Here is an 18,716-nt window from a genome sequence, read left to right on the forward strand (position 1 = left end):
CGGAACGAATACTTACAGTTTCACTTACGGGAAAATATTATCGTCATAACGAAATTTAAGATTTTTAATACGAAAAGTCAGTTGCTAACTTCGCATGATTCATGCAACGTAATCACCTGTTTAACACAGCATCCGGCCTTCATTACTACAGGCGTACAACATGCAGGGATATAGGGCGGGAAATGAATCGTAGCGCGCAGCGCAAGATGCTCAGGGTGGTAGGGATCATCATGGTAGTTATGCTGCCGGTGATGCTTGCGCTATGGTTTGCCCAGCTAAGAGCCGTGTCTGAAACAAGCGCCCAGCTACGGACATTTGCTGAACTGGCTTTAGACAAAACAGAGCTGGTTATACAGCAGGTTGATCTGGCCCGGGACGAGGCGGAAAAATATCGGGGCGAGCTTTGCACCCCGGGACACCGTCAATATATGTTGAACGTTGTTCGTGGCCGCCTGTTTGTTGCCGATTTAATTTATGCTGAAGGTCAGAATTTTCTTTGTTCGACCGTTTTTACACCGGATCGTCCCTACGCTATTCCCGTCGCTAATTACACGCGTAAACCTGACGTCGCTATCTATTATTATCGCGACACCCCATTTTATACTGGTTATAAAATGACATATATGCAGCGTGGAAATTATGTGGTGGTCGTTAATCCACTTTCATACAGCGAAGTCATGTCCGCGGATCATTCTCTCTCGTGGGGGGTATACGACACGGTAACCAATGCTTTCTTTTCCGTCAGTCAGAAAGCCAATGTTTCTTTATTAAATTCGATGATTCGGGATAAGGAATCGGTATTTCAAAAAGATAACCGTTTTTATACGATCGTCACATCACCCAAAAGACCGATTGCGGCCATCGTGTCGACATCGAATAAACGCTTTTATGAAACGCTTTATCATCAGGCGACATTAACGCTGCCGCTGGGAATGATTTGCAGCATTATTATTTTACTGGTCTGGTCCCGCACCCATCGTGAGCTCAATTCGCCAGGGCGTTTACTGCACAGGGCGCTGAACAAACGCCAGCTTTGCGTGCACTATCAGCCGATTATTGATATCAAGAACAACCGGTGTGTCGGCGCGGAGGCGTTATTACGCTGGCCTGGTTTTAACGGGCAGGTGATGAGCCCGGCTGAGTTTATTCCGCTGGCTGAAAATGAGGGGATGAGCGAGCGGATTACGGATTATGTCGTTGAGGAAGTGTTCAGTGATTTAGGCCATTTCCTGGCCGAGCATCCGCATCTCTATATTTCGATTAACCTGTCGGCGACGGATTTCCACTCCTCGCGGCTGATCGCTATGATTTCTGAGAAGGCCCGCCACTATGCCGTCCGCGCGCAGCAAATCAAAATTGAAGTGACGGAACGCGGTTTTATCGATGTGCCTAAAACCACGCCGGTGATTCAGGCTTTTCGTCAGGCGGGGTATGAAGTGGCCATCGATGATTTCGGTACCGGCTACTCGAACCTGCACAATCTCTACTCGCTGAACGTCGATATTCTGAAAATCGACAAATCGTTTATCGATACCTTAACGACCAACAGCACCAGCCACCTGATCGCCGAGCATATTATCGAGATGGCGCAAAGCCTGCGGCTGAAAACCATTGCGGAAGGGGTTGAGACGGCAGAGCAGGTGAGCTGGCTGTTGAAGCGCGGCGTCCAGTTTTGTCAGGGATGGCACTTCGCGAAAGCGATGCCGCCCCAGGAATTTATGACCTGGCAGCAGCAACCTTTGCACTGAGCGTGATTAATTCAACTGGTGGCGATAGTCGCTCGGCGTGCGGTCAAACTCGCGGCGAAATACGCGGGAAAAGGTTTGTTGCGACACATAGCCAAGATCCATCGCGATATCAAAAATCGGCCGCTGCGTTGAGCGTAGCGCCTGCGCCGCCAGCAGCAGTCTGCGCTGACGAATGTACTCACCCAGCGTCTGATGCATGACCGTACGGAACATTCTCTGTAAATACCATTTCGAATAGCCCGACTTTTTCGCGACCACATCAATGTTCAACGGTTGGTCGATATGGTCATCAATCCATTCAATAAGCGTCTGAATAATCTGCTGATGCGACATAAGGTTGCCCCTCTGTAGATACAACTATCTCGGTTAATTCGTCGTTTTCTCTGCGGGGGAGTATAATTCCTCAAGTTAACTTGAGGTAAAGAGGTTTTATGGAAAAGAGATTGCCGCGCATTAAAGCGCTGTTAACCCCCGGCGAAGTGGCAAAGCGAAGCGGCGTGGCGGTATCGGCGCTCCACTTCTATGAAAGCAAAGGGTTAATTAAAAGCATCCGTAACGGCGGCAACCAGCGTCGCTATACCCGCGACGTGCTCCGCTACGTGGCGATTATCAAAATTGCGCAACGAATCGGAATTCCCCTGGCCACGATCGGCGAGGCATTTGGTGTGCTGCCGGAAGGGCACACGCTGAGCCCGAAAGAGTGGAAAGAGCTGTCGTCCCAGTGGCGTGAAGAGTTGGACAGGCGTATTCATACGCTGGTCGCGCTGCGTGACGAACTGGATGGCTGTATTGGCTGCGGCTGCCTGTCGCGCAGCGACTGCCCGCTGCGTAACCCCGGCGACAAACTGGGCGAGCAGGGGACGGGAGCGCGGTTGCTGGAAGAGGATTGAGATTGTGCGGCCAGTTTGCCGGGTGGCGGCTGCGCCTTACCCGGCCTACAAAACCGAGAATGTAGGCCGGGTAAGCGAAGCGCCACCCGGCAAAACCCCGCACAATAAAGAACTAAAGCGCCACAAAGGGCGCTTTAGTTTTTCCCGGTCTTTGTCTTTCTCTCTATCCCGCTGGTTCACGGGAGGGTTTCCCCCGACATCAGCACCCCTCGTGTCGAGCTGGTTGGGGAGGTTCCGGATTGTGCTGACACTTTAATTCTATGCAAGGCCCGTTTTTTCGCCAGCGACGCTGACCGGTTTTTAGCCGAATTTTTTTCGCGGTGTTGTTCAATTTTCTATAGTTAAAAAGTATGAATAACAGGAGAAAGCCATGCTCACGGTACACCACCTAAACCAGTCGCGTTCGCACCGCGTAATCTGGGCGCTGGAAGAACTCGGTCTGCCTTATGAGATCGTTCACTATCAGCGCGAAAAGAACATGCTGGCACCTGAGGCGCTCAAAAAGGTGCATCCGTTGGGCAAATCGCCGGTCATCGAAGATAACGGACTGATCCTCGCAGAGTCAGGCGCCATTCTGGAGTATCTGCAGGAGACGTACGATCTTGAGTCGCGGCTTAAGCCTTTAGATCCGGCGCATAAGGTGCAGTACCGCTTCTGGCTGCACTACGCGGAAGGATCGCTGATGCCGCTGCTTTTAATGAAGCTGGTCTTCAACAGCCTCGGCAAGCCACCCGTGCCGTTTGGTATCCGAACCCTGGGGAAAGCGCTGGGGCAGGGGGTGCAGAAAGCATACCTCAACCGCCAGCTGGAAACCCATGCACGCTTTATTGAGTCGCATCTTGCTAAAAACAGCTGGTTTGCCGGGGATTCGCTCAGCATGGCCGACATCCAGATGAGCTTCCCGATCTTTGCCCTGCTGGCGCGCGGCGGTATTAACAACCTGCCGCATAGTCAGGCATGGAAAACGAAGGTTGAAAACAGCCCTGGCTGGCAACGAACCCTGGCACAAGGGGGGCCATTATCCATCCCGGGGGAGGATTGAAATGTAAACAAATTGCGCATAGACGATAACGTTTGCGCATCCTCTGTTTATTTCTTCAGCGTCATAAGTGAATTTTAGCGAAAAACGATAAAGTTCAGTTGAAAAGGGCGGGGATTAGGCTAGATAATCGTTTGCCTTAATTTGACCACCCGTTTGTAAGCGCGGAGCTAAACGTTTGCTTTTTCTGTGACGCCCTTTCGTCGCAAACGCAACACAAGGATTTGACGTTTAGCTGGCAGTGGCGTCTCCACCTCGCTTACGGACTTCCTAAAAAACTCTCAGGGGATGTTTTCTATGTCTACGCCATCTGCGCGTACTGGCGGTTCACTTGACGCCATGTTTAAAATTTCGGCCCGCGGCAGCACCGTGCGCCAGGAAATCGTTGCCGGTTTGACAACGTTTCTGGCGATGGTGTATTCCGTCATCGTTGTGCCGGGTATGCTGGGCAAAGCGGGCTTCCCGCCAGCAGCTGTCTTTGTAGCGACCTGCCTTGTGGCCGGCGTGGGCTCTATCGTGATGGGCCTGTGGGCGAACCTGCCGCTGGCGATTGGTTGCGCCATCTCCCTGACCGCGTTTACCGCGTTCAGCCTGGTGCTGGGCCAGCACATCAGCGTACCGGTTGCGCTGGGCGCCGTTTTCCTGATGGGTGTGCTGTTTACCGTTATTTCAGCGACCGGCATCCGTAGCTGGATCTTGCGCAACCTGCCGCAGGGCGTGGCGCACGGTACCGGCATCGGTATCGGCCTGTTCCTGCTGCTGATCGCCGCCAACGGCGTCGGTCTGGTCATCAAGAACCCGCTGGACGGTCTGCCGGTGGCGCTCGGCCATTTCGCCAGCTTCCCGGTGATCATGTCGCTGATCGGGCTGGCGGTGATTATCGGTCTGGAAAAACTGAAAGTCCCGGGCGGCATCCTGCTGACCATTATCGGCGTTTCCATTGTCGGCCTGATTTTCGATCCGAACGTCCATTTCTCCGGCATTTTCGCCATGCCGTCGCTGAGTGATGACAAAGGCAACTCTCTGATTGGCAGCCTGGATATCGTTGGCGCGCTGAACCCGGTCATCCTGCCAAGCGTGCTGGCGCTGGTAATGACCGCGGTGTTTGACGCGACCGGGACCATTCGTGCGGTGGCCGGTCAGGCGAACCTGCTGGATAAAGACGGTCAGATTATTGACGGTGGCAAAGCGCTGACGACGGACTCCCTGAGCAGCGTCTTCTCAGGCCTGGTGGGCGCAGCGCCTGCGGCGGTGTACATCGAGTCTGCAGCGGGTACGGCGGCAGGCGGTAAAACCGGCCTGACGGCGATCACCGTTGGCGTGCTGTTCATGCTGATCCTGTTCCTCTCTCCGCTCTCCTACCTGGTTCCGGCGTACGCGACCGCACCAGCGCTGATGTACGTTGGCCTGCTGATGCTGAGCAACGTGGCGAAAATCGACTTTGCGGATTTCGTGGACGCGATGTCTGGCCTGATTACCGCGGTCTTTATCGTGCTGACCTGTAACATCGTGACCGGCATTATGATCGGTTTCGCGTCGCTGGTGATTGGTCGTCTGGTCTCCGGGGAATGGCGCAAGCTGAACGTTGGCACCGTTGTGATTGCCGTTGCGCTGGTGGCGTTTTACGCGGGCGGCTGGGCAATCTAAATTGGCCTTTGATGCGAAAACGGGTGGCTCAGGCCGCCCGTTTTTATTTTCAGGACTCATCCTGTTGCCTTTTGCGTTACTCTGGTGAAGATAGAATAAAAGGCACGACGCCTTCCGGAGTACATAAGCAACACAGCAAACAGGGAACGCATGGAAATCTTCTTCACAATACTCATCATGACCCTTGTGGTCTCGCTATCCGGGGTGGTTACACGCGTACTGCCCTTTCAGGTCCCCCTGCCATTAATGCAAATTGCCATCGGCGCGCTGCTGGCGTGGCCGACGTTTGGCCTGCACGTGGAATTTGACCCCGAACTGTTCCTCGTGCTGTTCATCCCGCCACTGCTGTTTGCGGATGGCTGGAAAACGCCCACGCGCGAGTTCCTTGAGCACGGGCGAGAGATCTTCGGCCTGGCGCTTGCGCTGGTGGTGGTCACCGTCGTCGGGATTGGTTTTCTGATCTACTGGACGGTACCGGGCATTCCGTTAATACCGGCTTTTGCGCTGGCCGCCGTGCTGTCGCCAACCGATGCCGTGGCGCTGTCCGGCATTGTGGGTGAAGGCCGTATTCCGAAGAAAATTATGGGGATTTTACAGGGGGAGGCGCTGATGAACGACGCCTCCGGCCTGGTTGCCCTGAAGTTTGCCGTGGCCGTTGCGATGGGCACGATGGTCTTTACCGTCGGCGGTGCGACGCTGGAGTTCTTTAAGGTAGCCATCGGCGGTATTCTCGCGGGCTTCGTGGTGAGCTGGCTGTACGGCCGCTCGCTGCGCTTCCTCAGCCGCTGGGGCGGCGATGAACCCGCGACGCAGATCGTACTGCTGTTCCTGCTGCCGTTCGCCTCTTATCTGATTGCCGAACATATCGGCGTGTCGGGCATTCTGGCGGCAGTGGCGGCAGGGATGACCATTACCCGCTCCGGCGTGATGCGCCGCGCGCCGCTGGCCATGCGTCTGCGTGCAAACAGTACCTGGGCCATGCTGGAGTTTGTCTTTAACGGCATGGTGTTCCTGCTGTTGGGCCTGCAGCTGCCGGGCATTATGGAATCCTCGCTGGTGGCGGCCGAAGCCGATCCGAACGTTGAAGTCTGGATGCTGTTTACCGACATCGTGCTGATCTACCTGGCGCTGATGCTGGTGCGTTTCGGCTGGCTGTGGACGATGAAAAACTTCAGCGTCCGCTTCCTGAAGAAAAAGCCGATGGAGTTTGGCTCGTGGACAACGCGTGAACTGCTGATTGCCTCTTTTGCGGGCGTACGCGGGGCGATCACCCTTGCCGGTGTCCTCTCCATTCCGCTGCTGCTGCCGACGGGCGACGTCTTCCCGGCGCGTTACGAGCTGGTGTTCCTGGCGGCGGGCGTCATTCTGTTCTCACTGTTTGTCGGCGTGATTATGCTGCCGATTTTACTCCAGCATATTGATGTCGGTGATTCGACCCAGCAGCACAAGGAAGAGCGCATTGCGCGTGCAGCGACCGCCGAAGTGGCGATTGTCGCCATCCAGAAAATGGAAGAGCGTCTGGCCGCGGATGCGGAAGAGAACATCGATAATCAGCTGCTGACGGAGGTGAGTTCCCGCGTAATTGGTAACCTTCGCCGCCGCGCGGACGGGCGTAACGATGTGGAAAGCTCGCTGCAGGAGGAGAACCTGGAACGCCGGTTCCGTCTGGCAGCGCTGCGCTCAGAGCGTGCCGAACTGTACCACCTGCGCGCCACGCGCCAGATCAGCAACGAGACGCTGCAAAAGCTGCTGCACGATCTGGACCTGCTGGAAGCGCTGTTGATAGAGAATCAGTAGCGCTGTTTTGCCGGGTGGCGGCTTCGCCTTACCCGGCCTACGGTTCGAACGTAGGCCGGTAAGCGCCACCGGGCACTATTCAGACCGCACCCAAAACCCCTCACAACATTGCAGCCACGCCTGCGCGCTCTGCGACAAATAAACCCCTTCACGCCAGATCATCCCTAACTGCCAGTGCAGATCGCTCTCCAGCGGGATCCAGCGCAGCGTGTTTTTATCCAGACGCTCGCAAATCGGCTGCGGCAGAATGGCAATCCCCACGCCAGCCTGCACCATCGCTGCCAGGAAATCCCACTGTCCGCTGCGTACCGCAATGCGCGGCTTGACGTTATGCTGGTTAAACAGCGTCATCAGCTGGCGGCTGAGAGCGAAGTCTTCGTTGTAGATCAGCAGAGGGTGCTCGCCGAGCAGTTCAGGCTTCACCGACTCCCTCTTCAGCCAGTCGCCGGAGCGGGGCACCAGCACGCACAGCGGGTGGCTAAAGAGCGGAAGCGTCGCCAGGCCGCTCTCTTCCTCAACGGGGAGGGCGGTCATTGCCACATCGAGCTCGCCGTTAGTGACGGCCTGCTGGACGGTTAACCCACCAAACTCCGAAATCTTCAGTTCTACGCCGGGATAACGCTGGCGAAACAGGCTAATCGGTCCGGCCATCATCATGCCGACCATCGGGGGAATGCCGAGGCGAAGCACCCCTTTGGTCAGATGATTAATATCGTCCAGCTCTGCTTCCAGCTGGCGGAACTCCGCCAGAATCGCCAGCCCGCGTTCGAACACCACGCGTCCGGTGTCGGTCAGCAGCAGCTTGCGCCCGTCGCGGATCAGCAGGGTACAGTTCAGTTCATCTTCGAGGTTTTTCAGCATCTTGCTGATGGTGGGCTGGGTAACAAACAACTTCTCCGCTGCGCGGGTGAAACTTTGCTGACGAACCACTTCGACAAAATAGCGCAGCGTTCTTATGTCCATGATTATTCCTCGAAACTATACCTTTGATGATTTTAATTCATTTCAGTCCACACCGTGCGCTCACTATACTGGCGCCTCGTCTCATTTTTGAGGAAAACCCCCATGGCCGTGGCGTTAAGCCGTGTTACGCCTGCCGTTGTACAACGACTCCAGGTCCCGGTTCAGGTACTGCTCTACGCGGGACTGTTTGTTTTCGCCGAGTATCTTGTCGGCTGGCTCCACCTGCCGTTGCCTGCCAACCTGGTGGGGATGCTGTTGATGCTGACGCTCATCCTCTGTCGCGTGATCCCCCTTAACTGGGTGCGCGCCGGGGCGCGCTGGCTGCTGGCGGAGATGCTGCTGTTCTTTGTCCCTGCCGTGGTGGCGGTGGTGAACTATGCGCAACTGCTGATGGTGGACGGCTGGCGAATCTTTGCGGTGATCGCGCTGAGTACGTTGATGGTGCTGGGGGCGACCGCCTGGGTCGTGGATAAAGTCTACCGGTTTGAAATCAGCAGGCACAAACATGACTAACTTTCAGATCAGCGTCTTGTGCCTGATCGCGACGCTCGGGATCTACTTCGCCAACAAGCGGCTGTATCGCCGGTTTCATGCGCTGCCGCTGATGCCGCTGGTCTTCACGCCGATCCTGCTGGTGCTGATGCTGGTCTTCGGCCACATTTCCTGGCAGAACTACATTGGTGAATCCCACTGGCTGCTGTGGCTGCTCGGCCCGGCGACCATCGCCTTTGCCGTGCCCGTTTATGACAACCTGGCGATTATCAGGCGCCACTGGATGTCGCTCAGCGCAGGCGTGATCACCGCCACGGTGGTCGCGGTCTGTAGCTCCGTCTGGCTGGCGAGACTGTTTACGCTGCCCGATGAAATTCAGCGCAGCCTGGCCGTGCGCTCGGTGACCACGCCGTTTGCGCTGGCGGCGGCTAAACCCCTCGGCGGACAGCCGGACCTGGTGGCGCTGTTTGTGGTGGTGACGGGCGTCTTTGGGATGGCGGTGGGCGATATGCTCTTTCTGCGGCTTTCTATTCGGGAAGGAATGGCCAAAGGCGCGGGGTTTGGCGCGGCGTCGCACGGCGCGGGCACGGCACGTTCCTATGAGCTGGGCCAGCAGGAGGGCGTTGTCGCGAGCCTGGTGATGATGCTGTCGGGCGTGGTGATGGTGCTGGTTGCGCCGCTGGTGGCGTGGGTGATGTTTTAAGCTCCCCGACCAGAATGGCCGGGGAGAAAGGTTTAGTGCGCGCGGCCTTGCTCAACGCCAAGACCGGTTTGTGAACGAATAAACTGGGCGCGGAATTTCTCGCGCTCCAGGTTACCCTCCGGCGAATTATCGGTGGCCGAGAAGACCCAGATACCGATAAACGCCACGGCAATGGAGAACAGCGCCGGGTATTCATACGGGAAGATGGCGCTGGCGTGACCGAGGATCTGCACCCAGATCGTCGGGCCCAGAATCATCAGGATCACCGCCGTCAGCAGCCCCAGCCAGCCGCCAATCATCGCGCCACGGGTGGTCAGTTTCGACCAGTACATGGAGAGCAGGATGATCGGGAAGTTACAGCTGGCCGCAATGGAGAAGGCCAGCCCCACCATAAAGGCGATGTTTTGCTTCTCGAACAGAATGCCCAGCAGGATCGCCACCACGCCCAGCACCAGCACGGTGATTTTGGAGACCTTCAGCTCATCGCGCTCGCTCGCGCCTTTGCGGAAGACGTTGGCGTAGAGGTCATGCGAAACCGCCGACGCCCCGGCCAGCGTTAAACCCGCAACCACCGCAAGAATGGTGGCGAAGGCCACGGCAGAGATAAAGCCGAGGAACAGGTTGCCGCCCACCGCGTCGGCCAGATGCACCGCCGCCATGTTATTGCCGCCAATCAGCGCGCCCGCGGCATCTTTAAACGCCGGGTTTGCCCCCACCAGCATGATCGCACCAAAGCCGATGATAAAGGTCAGGATATAGAAGTAGCCCATGAAGCCGGTAGCGTAGAAGACGCTCTTGCGCGCTTCACGCGCATCGCTCACGGTGAAGAAGCGCATCAGAATGTGCGGTAGACCTGCGGTACCAAACATCAGGCCCAGACCGAGCGACAGGGCAGAAATCGGGTCTTTCACCAGCCCGCCCGGGCTCATAATGGCTTCCCCTTTCGGGTGCACCGCCATGGCTTCGGTAAACAGGTTATTGAAGCTGAACCCAACGTGCTTCATCACCATAAAAGCCATAAAGCTGGCGCCGAACAGCAGCAGGACGGCTTTGATGATTTGCACCCAGGTGGTCGCCAGCATGCCGCCGAACAGGACGTACATCACCATCAGCACGCCCACCAGCACCACCGCGATGTGGTAGTTCAGGCCGAACAGCAGCTCGATCAATTTACCCGCGCCCACCATCTGTGCGATCAGATACAGCGCCACCACCACCAGCGAACCGCAGGCGGAGAGGGTGCGAATCGGCCCCTGCTTCAGGCGATACGAGGCCACGTCGGCGAAGGTATAGCGGCCCAGGTTGCGCAGGCGCTCGGCAATCAGGAACAGAATGATCGGCCAGCCGACGAGGAAGCCGAGGGAGTAAATCAGGCCGTCATAGCCGGAGGTGTAGACCAGCGCGGAGATCCCGAGGAACGAGGCGGCGGACATAAAGTCACCCGCAATCGCCAGGCCGTTCTGGAAGCCGGTAATGTTGCCGCCTGCGGTGTAGTAGTCGTTACGGGAGCGCACGCGTTTCGACGCCCAGTACGTAATGTACAGCGTCAGCACCACGAAAATCAGGAACATGATAATCGCCTGCCAGTTGGTTGGCTGGCGCTGTACCTCGCCGGTAATGGCATCCGCCGCGTGGGCGGCAAAGGGAAGTGTGGCGGCTAGCGCCGTCAGGACTCGCTTCATGATGCTTTTACCTCTTGCAGTACCGCTTTATTAAGACGATCGAATTCACCGTTCGCGCGCCAGACGTAGACGCCGGTGAGCACAAATGAAATCACGATCACGCCAATGCCAATGGGAATACCGCGCGTCACGCTGGTCCCCTCGTGTAACGGGGTGCCCAGCCAGTGCGGCGCAAAGGCGATCAGCAGAATAAAGCCGACATAGATAATCAGCATGATGATGGAAAGGGTGAAGGCAAACCGTTGCCGCTTATCGACGAGCTCCCTGTAGTGCGCACTATTCTCTATCTGCTGACAAATATGGTCATTCATCACAGAGTCTCCAAAGGTAAGGTTGGTTTGTTTTTATCCCCTCTCCCCTTTGGGGAGAGGGTGAGGGGAGGAAGGTGCGGTCTGATGCCCTCACCCCGGCCCTCTCCCACGGGGAGAGGGAGAAAAGATTACGATGGCATTGCGATGGCCTGCTTCTCTTCGAGCAGTTTTTCCACCACGCCAGGATCCGCGAGCGTTGAGGTATCACCGAGGTTGCTGGTGTCCCCTGCCGCGATTTTGCGCAAGATACGGCGCATGATTTTGCCGGAGCGGGTTTTCGGCAGCGAGTCGGTCCAGTGCAGCACGTCCGGCGTGGCCAGCGGGCCAATCTCTTTACGCACCCAGTTGCGCACTTCTGTATAAAGCTCTGGCGACGGCTCTTCCCCGTGGTTCAGAGTGACATAGGCGTAAATCGCCTGGCCTTTAATGTTGTGCGGAATACCGACAACGGCCGCTTCGGCAATCTTCGGATGCGACACCAGCGCCGATTCAATCTCCGCGGTGCCCAGACGGTGGCCGGAGACGTTCAGCACGTCGTCCACGCGTCCGGTGATCCAGTAATAACCGTCTTCATCACGGCGCGCGCCGTCGCCGCTGAAGTACATGTTTTTAAAGGTCGAGAAGTAGGTCTGCTCGAAGCGATCATGATCGCCGAACAGCGTACGCGCCTGACCCGGCCACGAGTCCGTGATCACCAGGTTGCCTTCGGTGGCGCCTTCCAGTGGGTTGCCTTCGTTATCCACCAGCGCAGGCTGCACGCCGAAGAACGGACGGGTTGCCGAGCCTGCTTTCAGCTGCGTGGCGCCCGGCATCGGGGTGATCATGAAACCGCCGGTTTCGGTCTGCCACCAGGTGTCCATGACCGGGCATTTCTCGTTGCCGATTTTCTTCCAGTACCACTCCCAGGCTTCCGGGTTAATCGGCTCGCCCACGGAACCAAGGATGCGCAATGAAGAGCGGTCGGTGCCTTCGATGGCTTTATCGCCTTCCGCCATTAAGGCGCGGATCGCCGTAGGCGCGGTGTAAAGAATATTGACCTGATGCTTGTCGACCACCTGGCACATACGCGCCGGTGTCGGCCAGTTGGGCACGCCTTCAAACATCAGCGTCGTTGCGCCGCAGGCCAGCGGGCCGTACAGCAGATAGCTGTGCCCGGTGACCCAGCCCACGTCGGCGGTACACCAGTAGATGTCGCCCGGGTGGTAGTCGAAGACGTATTTGAAGGTGGTGGCCGCGTAGACCAGATAGCCGCCGGTGGTGTGCAGCACGCCTTTCGGTTTGCCGGTTGAACCTGAGGTGTAAAGAATGAAGAGCGGATCTTCCGCATTCATCTCTTCAGGCTGATGCTGGTCGCTCGCTTTTTCAATCAGGTCGCTCCACCACAGGTCGCGCCCCTCGTGCCAGTCGATTTTGCCGCCGGTACGCTTAAGGACGATGACGTTGCTGACCGTTTTGACGTTCGGGTTTTTCAGCGCTTCGTCGACGTTTTTCTTAAGTGGGATACCGCGTCCTGCACGCACGCCTTCATCGGCGGTGATCACCAGTTTTGAGCTTGAATCGACAATACGACCCGCAACCGCCTCTGGCGAGAACCCGCCAAAGATAACCGAGTGAATGGCGCCGATACGCGCGCAGGCCAGCATGGCCACCGCCGCTTCCGGCACCATCGGCATATAGATTGCGACCACGTCGCCTTTTTTAATGCCATTATCCAGCAGGACGTTGGCAAAGCGGCACACGTCGCGGTGCAGTTCTTTATAAGTAATGTGTTTGCTCTGCGAGGCATCATCGCCTTCCCAGATAATCGCCGTCTCGTTCCCGCGTGCGGCAAGGTGACGGTCAAGGCAGTTCGCCGCCAGGTTCAGCGTGCCATCTTCATACCATTTAATGGAGACGTTACCGGGCGCAAAGGAGGTGTTCTTCACCTTCTGATAAGGTTTGATCCAGTCCAGGATATGGCCCTGTTCACCCCAGAAGGTGTCCGGGGCGGTGATAGATTGCTGATATTTCTCGTGGTACTGCTCCGGGTTGATCAGGCAACGGTCCGCAATGTTTGCGGGAATGTCATGTTTGTGTATTTGGCTCATGGCTTTTTTTCTCCTTGTAAGATGTTAATAATATGTCGCAAAAACGTTAATAGTAGGGGCTTTACAAGCTTTGTTTATTATTTGGGCTACAGATCACGCATTGTTTGAACAGGTTGAAAAATGAGCGAATGAAACTTTGAAGGAAAATAATTTATGCTGACGATTATTCACATTTATGTTTAAAAAAGCGTTTTTATAACAAAAGGTTATTTATTAGAATCAGGAGAAACTCCCGTCACGGACGCTTTTACGAGTGAAATGCGTCGTTCTTTAAGGCTTGCGCAACAGGCCGCGCAAATGATACTCATACGCCGCGTTAAAAAATCCCATAAATCGACGCAACACAATTCATACCCTATCAGTATGTCCCCCTATTCATGCAGTTTGAGTGAATAAGGCGCTTCATTGAGGAAGTCAGTTTCTATGAAAAACGTTAAAGTCAGCCTGGCCTGGCAGATCTTAATTGCCCTTGTGCTGGGCATCTTGCTGGGCAGTTACCTCCACTATCACAGCGACAGCCGCGACTGGCTGATTGCGAACCTGCTTTCACCGGCAGGGGATATCTTTATTCATCTGATCAAGATGATTGTGGTACCGATTGTGATCTCGACGCTGGTGGTAGGTATTGCGGGCGTCGGCGATGCGAAGCAGTTAGGTCGTATTGGTGCGAAAACCATTATCTATTTCGAAGTGATCACTACGGTTGCGATCATTCTCGGTATCACCCTGGCGAACGTGTTCCAGCCGGGTTCCGGGATTGATATGTCGCAGCTGGCTACGGTGGATATTTCGAAATACCAAAGTACAACCGCTGACGTGCAGAGCCATGCACACGGCCTGATGGGCACTATCCTTTCTCTGGTACCGACCAACATCGTGGCATCGATGGCGAAGGGCGAGATGTTGCCTATTATCTTCTTCTCGGTCCTGTTTGGTCTGGGGCTCTCCTCTCTGCCCGCGACGCACCGCGAACCGCTGGTGACCGTGTTCCGCTCTATCTCCGAGACCATGTTTAAAGTGACCCACATGGTGATGCGTTACGCGCCGGTAGGGGTGTTTGCGCTTATCGCCGTCACCGTGGCGAACTTCGGTTTTGCCTCCCTCTGGCCGCTGGCGAAGCTGGTGATTCTGGTGCACTTCGCGATCCTGTTCTTTGCGCTGGTGGTGCTGGGCATCGTGGCGCGTCTGTGCGGGCTGAGCATCTGGATCCTGATCCGTATCCTGAAAGATGAGCTGATTCTGGCCTACTCCACGGCAAGCTCTGAGAGCGTGCTGCCGCGTATTATTGAGAAGATGGAAGCCTACGGCGCGCCAGCGTCGATCACCAGCTTCGTGGTGCCGACCGGTTACTCCTTTAACCTGGATGGTTCCACGCTGTACCAGAGTATCGCCGCTATCTTTATTGCCCAGCTGTACGGCATTGACCTGTCGCTGTGGCAGGAGATCGTCCTGGTGCTGACGCTGATGGTGACCTCTAAAGGTATCGCAGGCGTACCGGGCGTTTCGTTCGTGGTGCTGCTGGCGACGCTGGGCAGCGTCGGTATTCCGCTGGAAGGTCTGGCCTTTATCGCCGGTGTGGACCGTATCCTCGACATGGCGCGTACGGCGCTGAACGTGGTGGGTAATGCACTGGCGGTGCTGGTTATCGCCAAGTGGGAACACAAATTCGATCGTAAAAAGGCGCTGGCGTATGAACGCGAGGTGCTGGGTCGTTTTGATAAGACTGCCGATCGGTAACCTCTTAAGCCCGGTGGCGCTGCGCTTACCGGGCCTGCGAGTCTTGTAGGCCGGGTAAGGCGAAGCCGCCACCCGGCAGTTTACTCTCCGCTCAACGCATCAAACTCTTCACATCCCGTATCAAACCCTTCAGTACAGCTCAGGTTCAACCAGTACAGTGCTTTCTGCTTATTTGGCGTGATAAAGCCTTTCTCACCCTGCCTGAACAACATCCCTGCCCAGTACTCGGCGTAGCCGGTACGCGAAAGGGCTGAACTCCGCTTGAACCACGAGGCGGCCTGCACGTCATCCTGCGCCACCTCGACGCCGTTGGCATAAATGAGTCCCAGCAGCAGTTGCGCATCGACCGCAGAGTCGCTGTCGATATCTTCGGTTGCCGTTTGCAGCAGCCTGATGGCCTGCGGATAGTCCGTTTTCCCTGCCTGAGTATTCACCAGAATGCGCGCCAGCATGATCGCGCCGCGTTTGCTGCCAGCAATGTTTGCCTGTTGGGCCAGGGCTTTGGCCTGTGCGTAATCGCCCTGTGTAAAGAGGATTTGTGAGAGCAACCCCATGGCGTCGACATCGCCGCCTTTCGCGGCTTTCTCGGCCCACAGCGCGGCCTGCTTGCTGTCGCCGGAGCTGAAGTACGTATCGGCAAGATAATACTGGGCACGCGCATCACCGGCTTCCGCCTGTTTCCGATACTGGCTGCCTATCTCATCCGCGCGGGCGAAGGACGTTAAAAACACTAACAACAGAAAAATGGCTTTCATGGATTCTTATCATCTGGGTACACGCCGCGCAGTATAATCGCGGGCGCAAAAGAAAAAAATGGGTGCATTAAGACCTCAGCATCCTACAAGCCGGGCGGAACCGTTGTTCCGCCCATAGAGGTTAGCCTGGGTTGCAGGCTAATTTAGCCGCCACCTCCTGATGTTCACTCTTTATTGAAAACTCGCAGAGCTTACCGCGAGTAATAAAGGTAAAGATCACTATCGTCAGGCAAACAATAAAGACGATGCCTAACGCAGTTTTTAATGGCGTCATGCCTTTTACTCCTTGTCAAAAAAAGAATAAGAGGCTACTCTCAACTTGTTGGAGTTGAGGGAGTAGCCTCGGGTAAATGAAAATTTCCCGGGGCTTTCTACTTTCTGTCCCTCAACAATGCTCAAGACAGAAAGTCTTAAGCACCCGCCGAATATCTTATCCCGCTGAATTAAAATGCAAAGATGTAATTCCTTTTCGCGAAAATTACATTATTTCTGCGAGTCGATTTCCAGAATAGTAATTTATATTTCTTATGAATTAATCGGAAATAAAAAGGGAGTGAATATATCACTCCCTTTATTCAACGATAAATTAACGGCTTCAACCCATTGCGCTTTCGCGCAGTCGGGCTTTCAGCTTGTTATATTCGTCGATCACGTACTGTTCCGCCGCGTGCTGATCCGCAATCGGCTCAACGTTGACGGCGCAGTATTTATACTCCGGCGTTTTGGTTATCGGGCTTAAGTTCTCCGTTACCAGCTCGTTGCAGGCACCAATCCACCACTGATAGGTCATATAGACCGCCCCTTTGTTTGGACGATCGCTGACCTGCGCACGGGTGATGATCCGCCCTTTGCGCGAATTCACCCACACCAGCGCCTCGTCCTCAATACCAAGGCGTTCCGCATCGGCGGTGTTGATTTGCGCATAGCCGGGCTCGTCCGCCAGCGCCGCCAGCGCGGCGCAGTTTCCGGTCATCGAACGACAGGAGTAGTGGCCCACTTCACGTACGGTGGAGAGCACCATCGGATACTCATCGGTGAGTTTATCAATGGGCGCGACCCAGTCGCAGGTGAAGAATTGCGCCAGCCCGTTCGGGGTGTCGAATTTCTCCTTAAAGAGATAGGACGTGCCTTGATCGGCCTCTGATTCATCCCGGCACGGCCACTGGATGTATCCCAGATCACCCATTTTTTCATAGGTGGCGCCGTAGAAGTCCGGACACAGGCTGCGTAACTCGTCCCAGATCTCCTGGGTGTTGTTGTAGTGCATCGGGTAGCCCATACGGGTGGCGATTTCGCTGATAATCTGCCAGTCCGTTTTCAGATCCCACTTCGGCTCGACCGCCTTGAAGAAGCGCTGGAAGCCGCGGTCGGCCGCCGTGTAGACGCCTTCATGCTCGCCCCATGAGGTCGACGGTAAAATGACATCCGCCGCCGCCGCGGTTTTGGTCATGAAGATATCCTGGACAATCACCAGCTCCAGATCCTCAAACCCTTTACGCACCGCAGAGAGCTCGGCGTCGGTCTGAAGCGGATCTTCACCCATGATGTAGGCCGCACGCACTTCGCCATGCGCCGCGCGGTGCGGCAGCTCGCTGATGCGGTACCCGGTGTGTTCCGGCAGGCTTTCCACGCCCCAGGCCTTCGCGAATTTGGCGCGGTTCTCCGGGAATTTCACGTACTGGTAGCCCGGATAAGTATCCGGCAGCGCGCCCATATCGCAGGCGCCCTGCACGTTATTCTGACCGCGCACCGGGTTCACGCCAACGTGGGCTTTACCCAGATTACCGGTCAGCATCGCGAGGCTGGTCAGCGAGCGCACGGTTTCCACGCCCTGGTAGAACTGGGTCACGCCCATGCCCCAGAGGATGGCGGCGGTTTTCGCCCCGGCATACATCCTGGCCGCCTGACGGATCGCCTGCGCGCTGACGCCGGTTATCGCTTCAACCGACTCCGGCGTATAGCCTTCGACTATTTTCTTATACTCTTCAAAGCCTTCCGTACGGGTCGCGACAAACGCCTGGTCGTACAGGTTCTCCTCAATGATGACGTGTCCCATTGCATTCAACAGCGCGATGTTCGAGCCGTTTTTCAATGCAATGTGCATATCCGCAATGCGCGCGGTTTCAATTTTGCGCGGATCGCAGACGATGATTTTCGCCCCATTCTGTTTAGCGCGAATAACGTGGTTCGCGACGATAGGGTGAGAATCCGCCGGGTTATAACCAAAGATGAAGACGAGATCGGTATTATCTATCTCGTTGATGGCATTACTCATTGCGCCGTTACCGACCGACTGGTGCAGACCTGCAACCGATGGGCCGTGTCAGACGCGAGCGCAGCAGTCGACGTTATTGGTACCAATAACGGCGCGCGCGAATTTTTGCATCACATAGTTGGTTTCATTTCCCGTCCCGCGGGAAGAGCCGGTAGTCTGGATGGCATCCGGGCCATACTTGGCCTTGATGGCGCTCAGGCGCGTGGCGACGTAATCCAGCGCCTCGTTCCAGGAGACGGCTTCCAGCTTGCCGCCGCGCTCGCGGCGGATCATAGGGGTTTTCAGGCGCGGGGTAAGGATTTGGGTATCGTTAATAAAATCCCAGCCGTAGTAACCTTTCAGGCACAGCGTGCCCTGGTTGGTTTTCCCCTGTGCGGCCTCCGCCCGGACGATTTTGCCGTTATCGACCACCAGGTGGATCTTGCAACCTGAGGCACAATAAGGGCAAACCGTGACGACTTTTTTCATCAGTCTGCTCCAGTTAATCGAATCGTTCGCACCCACTATGCAGCTTCTATGCCATGTTTTTTGTATGGGTATCCCCTGACTTTACGGCCCATCCGGGGTGAAAACCCTGACAAAAAGCAGCC

General features: G+C 56.0%; 16 protein-coding genes. 8 read left to right on the forward strand and 8 right to left on the reverse strand.

Annotation, left to right across the window (positions count from 1 at the left end):
• Positions 1 to 182: 182 nt before the first annotated feature.
• Entirely contained in the window at positions 183 to 1,748 is a 1,566-nt protein-coding gene (locus ABFV38_RS01580; RefSeq protein WP_048030238.1) for an EAL domain-containing protein, read from the forward strand.
• A gap of 6 nt (positions 1,749 to 1,754) precedes the next feature.
• Here the strand turns inward: ABFV38_RS01580 and soxS are convergent, their stop codons facing one another.
• Positions 1,755 to 2,081 (reverse strand): superoxide response transcriptional regulator SoxS, encoded by a 327-nt coding sequence (gene soxS, locus ABFV38_RS01585; protein ID WP_008503387.1) that lies wholly within the window; start codon positions 2,079 to 2,081, stop codon positions 1,755 to 1,757.
• Positions 2,082 to 2,179: 98 nt separating this feature from the next.
• On the opposite strand from soxS, the gene soxR reads away from it, so the two are divergent.
• The 4 genes from soxR (at position 2,180) to ABFV38_RS01605 (ending at position 7,121) form a co-directional block, all read left to right on the forward strand.
• A complete protein-coding gene (gene soxR / locus ABFV38_RS01590) occupies positions 2,180 to 2,638 on the forward strand; it encodes a redox-sensitive transcriptional activator SoxR (protein ID WP_008503388.1) in 459 nt (152 codons plus the stop codon).
• Between the two features lie 370 nt (positions 2,639 to 3,008).
• Positions 3,009 to 3,680: a glutathione S-transferase gene (locus tag ABFV38_RS01595; RefSeq protein WP_348958269.1), complete on the forward strand. Its 672-nt coding sequence runs from the start codon at positions 3,009 to 3,011 to the stop codon at positions 3,678 to 3,680.
• Positions 3,681 to 3,974: 294 nt separating this feature from the next.
• The gene (gene ghxP, locus ABFV38_RS01600; RefSeq protein WP_008503390.1) at positions 3,975 to 5,324 is read left to right on the forward strand and encodes a guanine/hypoxanthine transporter GhxP; all 1,350 of its coding nucleotides are present in this window, start codon (positions 3,975 to 3,977) and stop codon (positions 5,322 to 5,324) included.
• A gap of 150 nt (positions 5,325 to 5,474) precedes the next feature.
• Entirely contained in the window at positions 5,475 to 7,121 is a 1,647-nt protein-coding gene (locus ABFV38_RS01605; RefSeq protein WP_008503391.1) for a Na+/H+ antiporter, read from the forward strand.
• Between the two features lie 75 nt (positions 7,122 to 7,196).
• On the opposite strand, the gene ABFV38_RS01610 is transcribed toward ABFV38_RS01605, so the two are convergent.
• Positions 7,197 to 8,084: a LysR family transcriptional regulator gene (locus ABFV38_RS01610; protein ID WP_024906729.1), complete on the reverse strand. Its 888-nt coding sequence runs from the start codon at positions 8,082 to 8,084 to the stop codon at positions 7,197 to 7,199.
• Between the two features lie 102 nt (positions 8,085 to 8,186).
• On the opposite strand from ABFV38_RS01610, the gene ABFV38_RS01615 reads away from it, so the two are divergent.
• Together ABFV38_RS01615 and ABFV38_RS01620 are read left to right on the forward strand one after the other, a co-directional pair.
• Entirely contained in the window at positions 8,187 to 8,597 is a 411-nt protein-coding gene (locus tag ABFV38_RS01615; RefSeq protein ID WP_021242769.1) for a CidA/LrgA family protein, read from the forward strand.
• Positions 8,590 to 9,279: an LrgB family protein gene (locus ABFV38_RS01620; RefSeq protein WP_045909180.1), complete on the forward strand. Its 690-nt coding sequence runs from the start codon at positions 8,590 to 8,592 to the stop codon at positions 9,277 to 9,279. Before ABFV38_RS01615 ends, ABFV38_RS01620 begins: the two co-directional genes overlap by 8 nt.
• Positions 9,280 to 9,311: 32 nt before the next feature.
• Here ABFV38_RS01620 and actP read toward each other — a convergent pair whose 3' ends face one another.
• From actP to acs, 3 genes are all read right to left on the reverse strand, one after another.
• A complete protein-coding gene (actP, locus tag ABFV38_RS01625) occupies positions 9,312 to 10,961 on the reverse strand; it encodes a cation/acetate symporter ActP (RefSeq protein ID WP_045909181.1) in 1,650 nt (549 codons plus the stop codon).
• Positions 10,958 to 11,272, reverse strand: a complete 315-nt coding sequence (locus ABFV38_RS01630; RefSeq protein WP_008503396.1) for a DUF485 domain-containing protein — start codon at positions 11,270 to 11,272, stop codon at positions 10,958 to 10,960. The genes actP and ABFV38_RS01630 overlap by 4 nt, the downstream gene beginning before the upstream one ends.
• Positions 11,273 to 11,400: 128 nt before the next feature.
• Positions 11,401 to 13,359 carry an acetate--CoA ligase gene (acs, locus tag ABFV38_RS01635; protein WP_348958272.1) on the reverse strand — a complete coding sequence of 653 codons (1,959 nt, stop codon included), beginning with the start codon at positions 13,357 to 13,359 and terminating at the stop codon, positions 11,401 to 11,403.
• Positions 13,360 to 13,782: 423 nt separating this feature from the next.
• Here acs and gltP point away from each other — a divergent pair, with 423 nt between their 5' ends.
• Entirely contained in the window at positions 13,783 to 15,096 is a 1,314-nt protein-coding gene (gene gltP / locus ABFV38_RS01640; RefSeq protein WP_045909183.1) for a glutamate/aspartate:proton symporter GltP, read from the forward strand.
• A gap of 80 nt (positions 15,097 to 15,176) precedes the next feature.
• On the opposite strand, the gene ABFV38_RS01645 is transcribed toward gltP, so the two are convergent.
• From ABFV38_RS01645 to fdhF, 3 genes are all read right to left on the reverse strand, one after another.
• Positions 15,177 to 15,851, reverse strand: a complete 675-nt coding sequence (locus ABFV38_RS01645) for a tetratricopeptide repeat protein (RefSeq protein WP_023618154.1) — start codon at positions 15,849 to 15,851, stop codon at positions 15,177 to 15,179.
• A gap of 121 nt (positions 15,852 to 15,972) precedes the next feature.
• Positions 15,973 to 16,125: a Hok/Gef family protein gene (locus ABFV38_RS01650; protein ID WP_045909184.1), complete on the reverse strand. Its 153-nt coding sequence runs from the start codon at positions 16,123 to 16,125 to the stop codon at positions 15,973 to 15,975.
• 321 nt (positions 16,126 to 16,446) lie between these two features.
• Entirely contained in the window at positions 16,447 to 18,594 is a 2,148-nt protein-coding gene (gene fdhF / locus ABFV38_RS01655; RefSeq protein ID WP_348958275.1) for a formate dehydrogenase subunit alpha, read from the reverse strand.
• Between the last annotated feature and the right edge of the window lie 122 nt (positions 18,595 to 18,716).

Source organism: Enterobacter cloacae complex sp. Mu1197, assembly GCF_040059225.1.
Lineage (GTDB): Bacteria > Pseudomonadota > Gammaproteobacteria > Enterobacterales > Enterobacteriaceae > Enterobacter > Enterobacter quasiroggenkampii.

Coding starts and splice junctions, on each gene's coding strand:
- ABFV38_RS01605 (WP_008503391.1), top strand. CDS start 5,475: ATGGAAATCTTCTTCACAATACTCATCATGACCCTTGTGGTCTCGCTA.
- ABFV38_RS01595 (WP_348958269.1), top strand. CDS start 3,009: ATGCTCACGGTACACCACCTAAACCAGTCGCGTTCGCACCGCGTAATC.
- ABFV38_RS01615 (WP_021242769.1), top strand. CDS start 8,187: ATGGCCGTGGCGTTAAGCCGTGTTACGCCTGCCGTTGTACAACGACTC.
- soxS (WP_008503387.1), bottom strand. CDS start 2,081: ATGTCGCATCAGCAGATTATTCAGACGCTTATTGAATGGATTGATGAC.
- ABFV38_RS01630 (WP_008503396.1), bottom strand. CDS start 11,272: ATGAATGACCATATTTGTCAGCAGATAGAGAATAGTGCGCACTACAGG.
- actP (WP_045909181.1), bottom strand. CDS start 10,961: ATGAAGCGAGTCCTGACGGCGCTAGCCGCCACACTTCCCTTTGCCGCC.
- acs (WP_348958272.1), bottom strand. CDS start 13,359: ATGAGCCAAATACACAAACATGACATTCCCGCAAACATTGCGGACCGT.
- ABFV38_RS01620 (WP_045909180.1), top strand. CDS start 8,590: ATGACTAACTTTCAGATCAGCGTCTTGTGCCTGATCGCGACGCTCGGG.
- soxR (WP_008503388.1), top strand. CDS start 2,180: ATGGAAAAGAGATTGCCGCGCATTAAAGCGCTGTTAACCCCCGGCGAA.
- ABFV38_RS01650 (WP_045909184.1), bottom strand. CDS start 16,125: ATGACGCCATTAAAAACTGCGTTAGGCATCGTCTTTATTGTTTGCCTG.
- ABFV38_RS01610 (WP_024906729.1), bottom strand. CDS start 8,084: ATGGACATAAGAACGCTGCGCTATTTTGTCGAAGTGGTTCGTCAGCAA.
- ghxP (WP_008503390.1), top strand. CDS start 3,975: ATGTCTACGCCATCTGCGCGTACTGGCGGTTCACTTGACGCCATGTTT.
- gltP (WP_045909183.1), top strand. CDS start 13,783: ATGAAAAACGTTAAAGTCAGCCTGGCCTGGCAGATCTTAATTGCCCTT.
- ABFV38_RS01645 (WP_023618154.1), bottom strand. CDS start 15,851: ATGAAAGCCATTTTTCTGTTGTTAGTGTTTTTAACGTCCTTCGCCCGC.
- ABFV38_RS01580 (WP_048030238.1), top strand. CDS start 183: ATGAATCGTAGCGCGCAGCGCAAGATGCTCAGGGTGGTAGGGATCATC.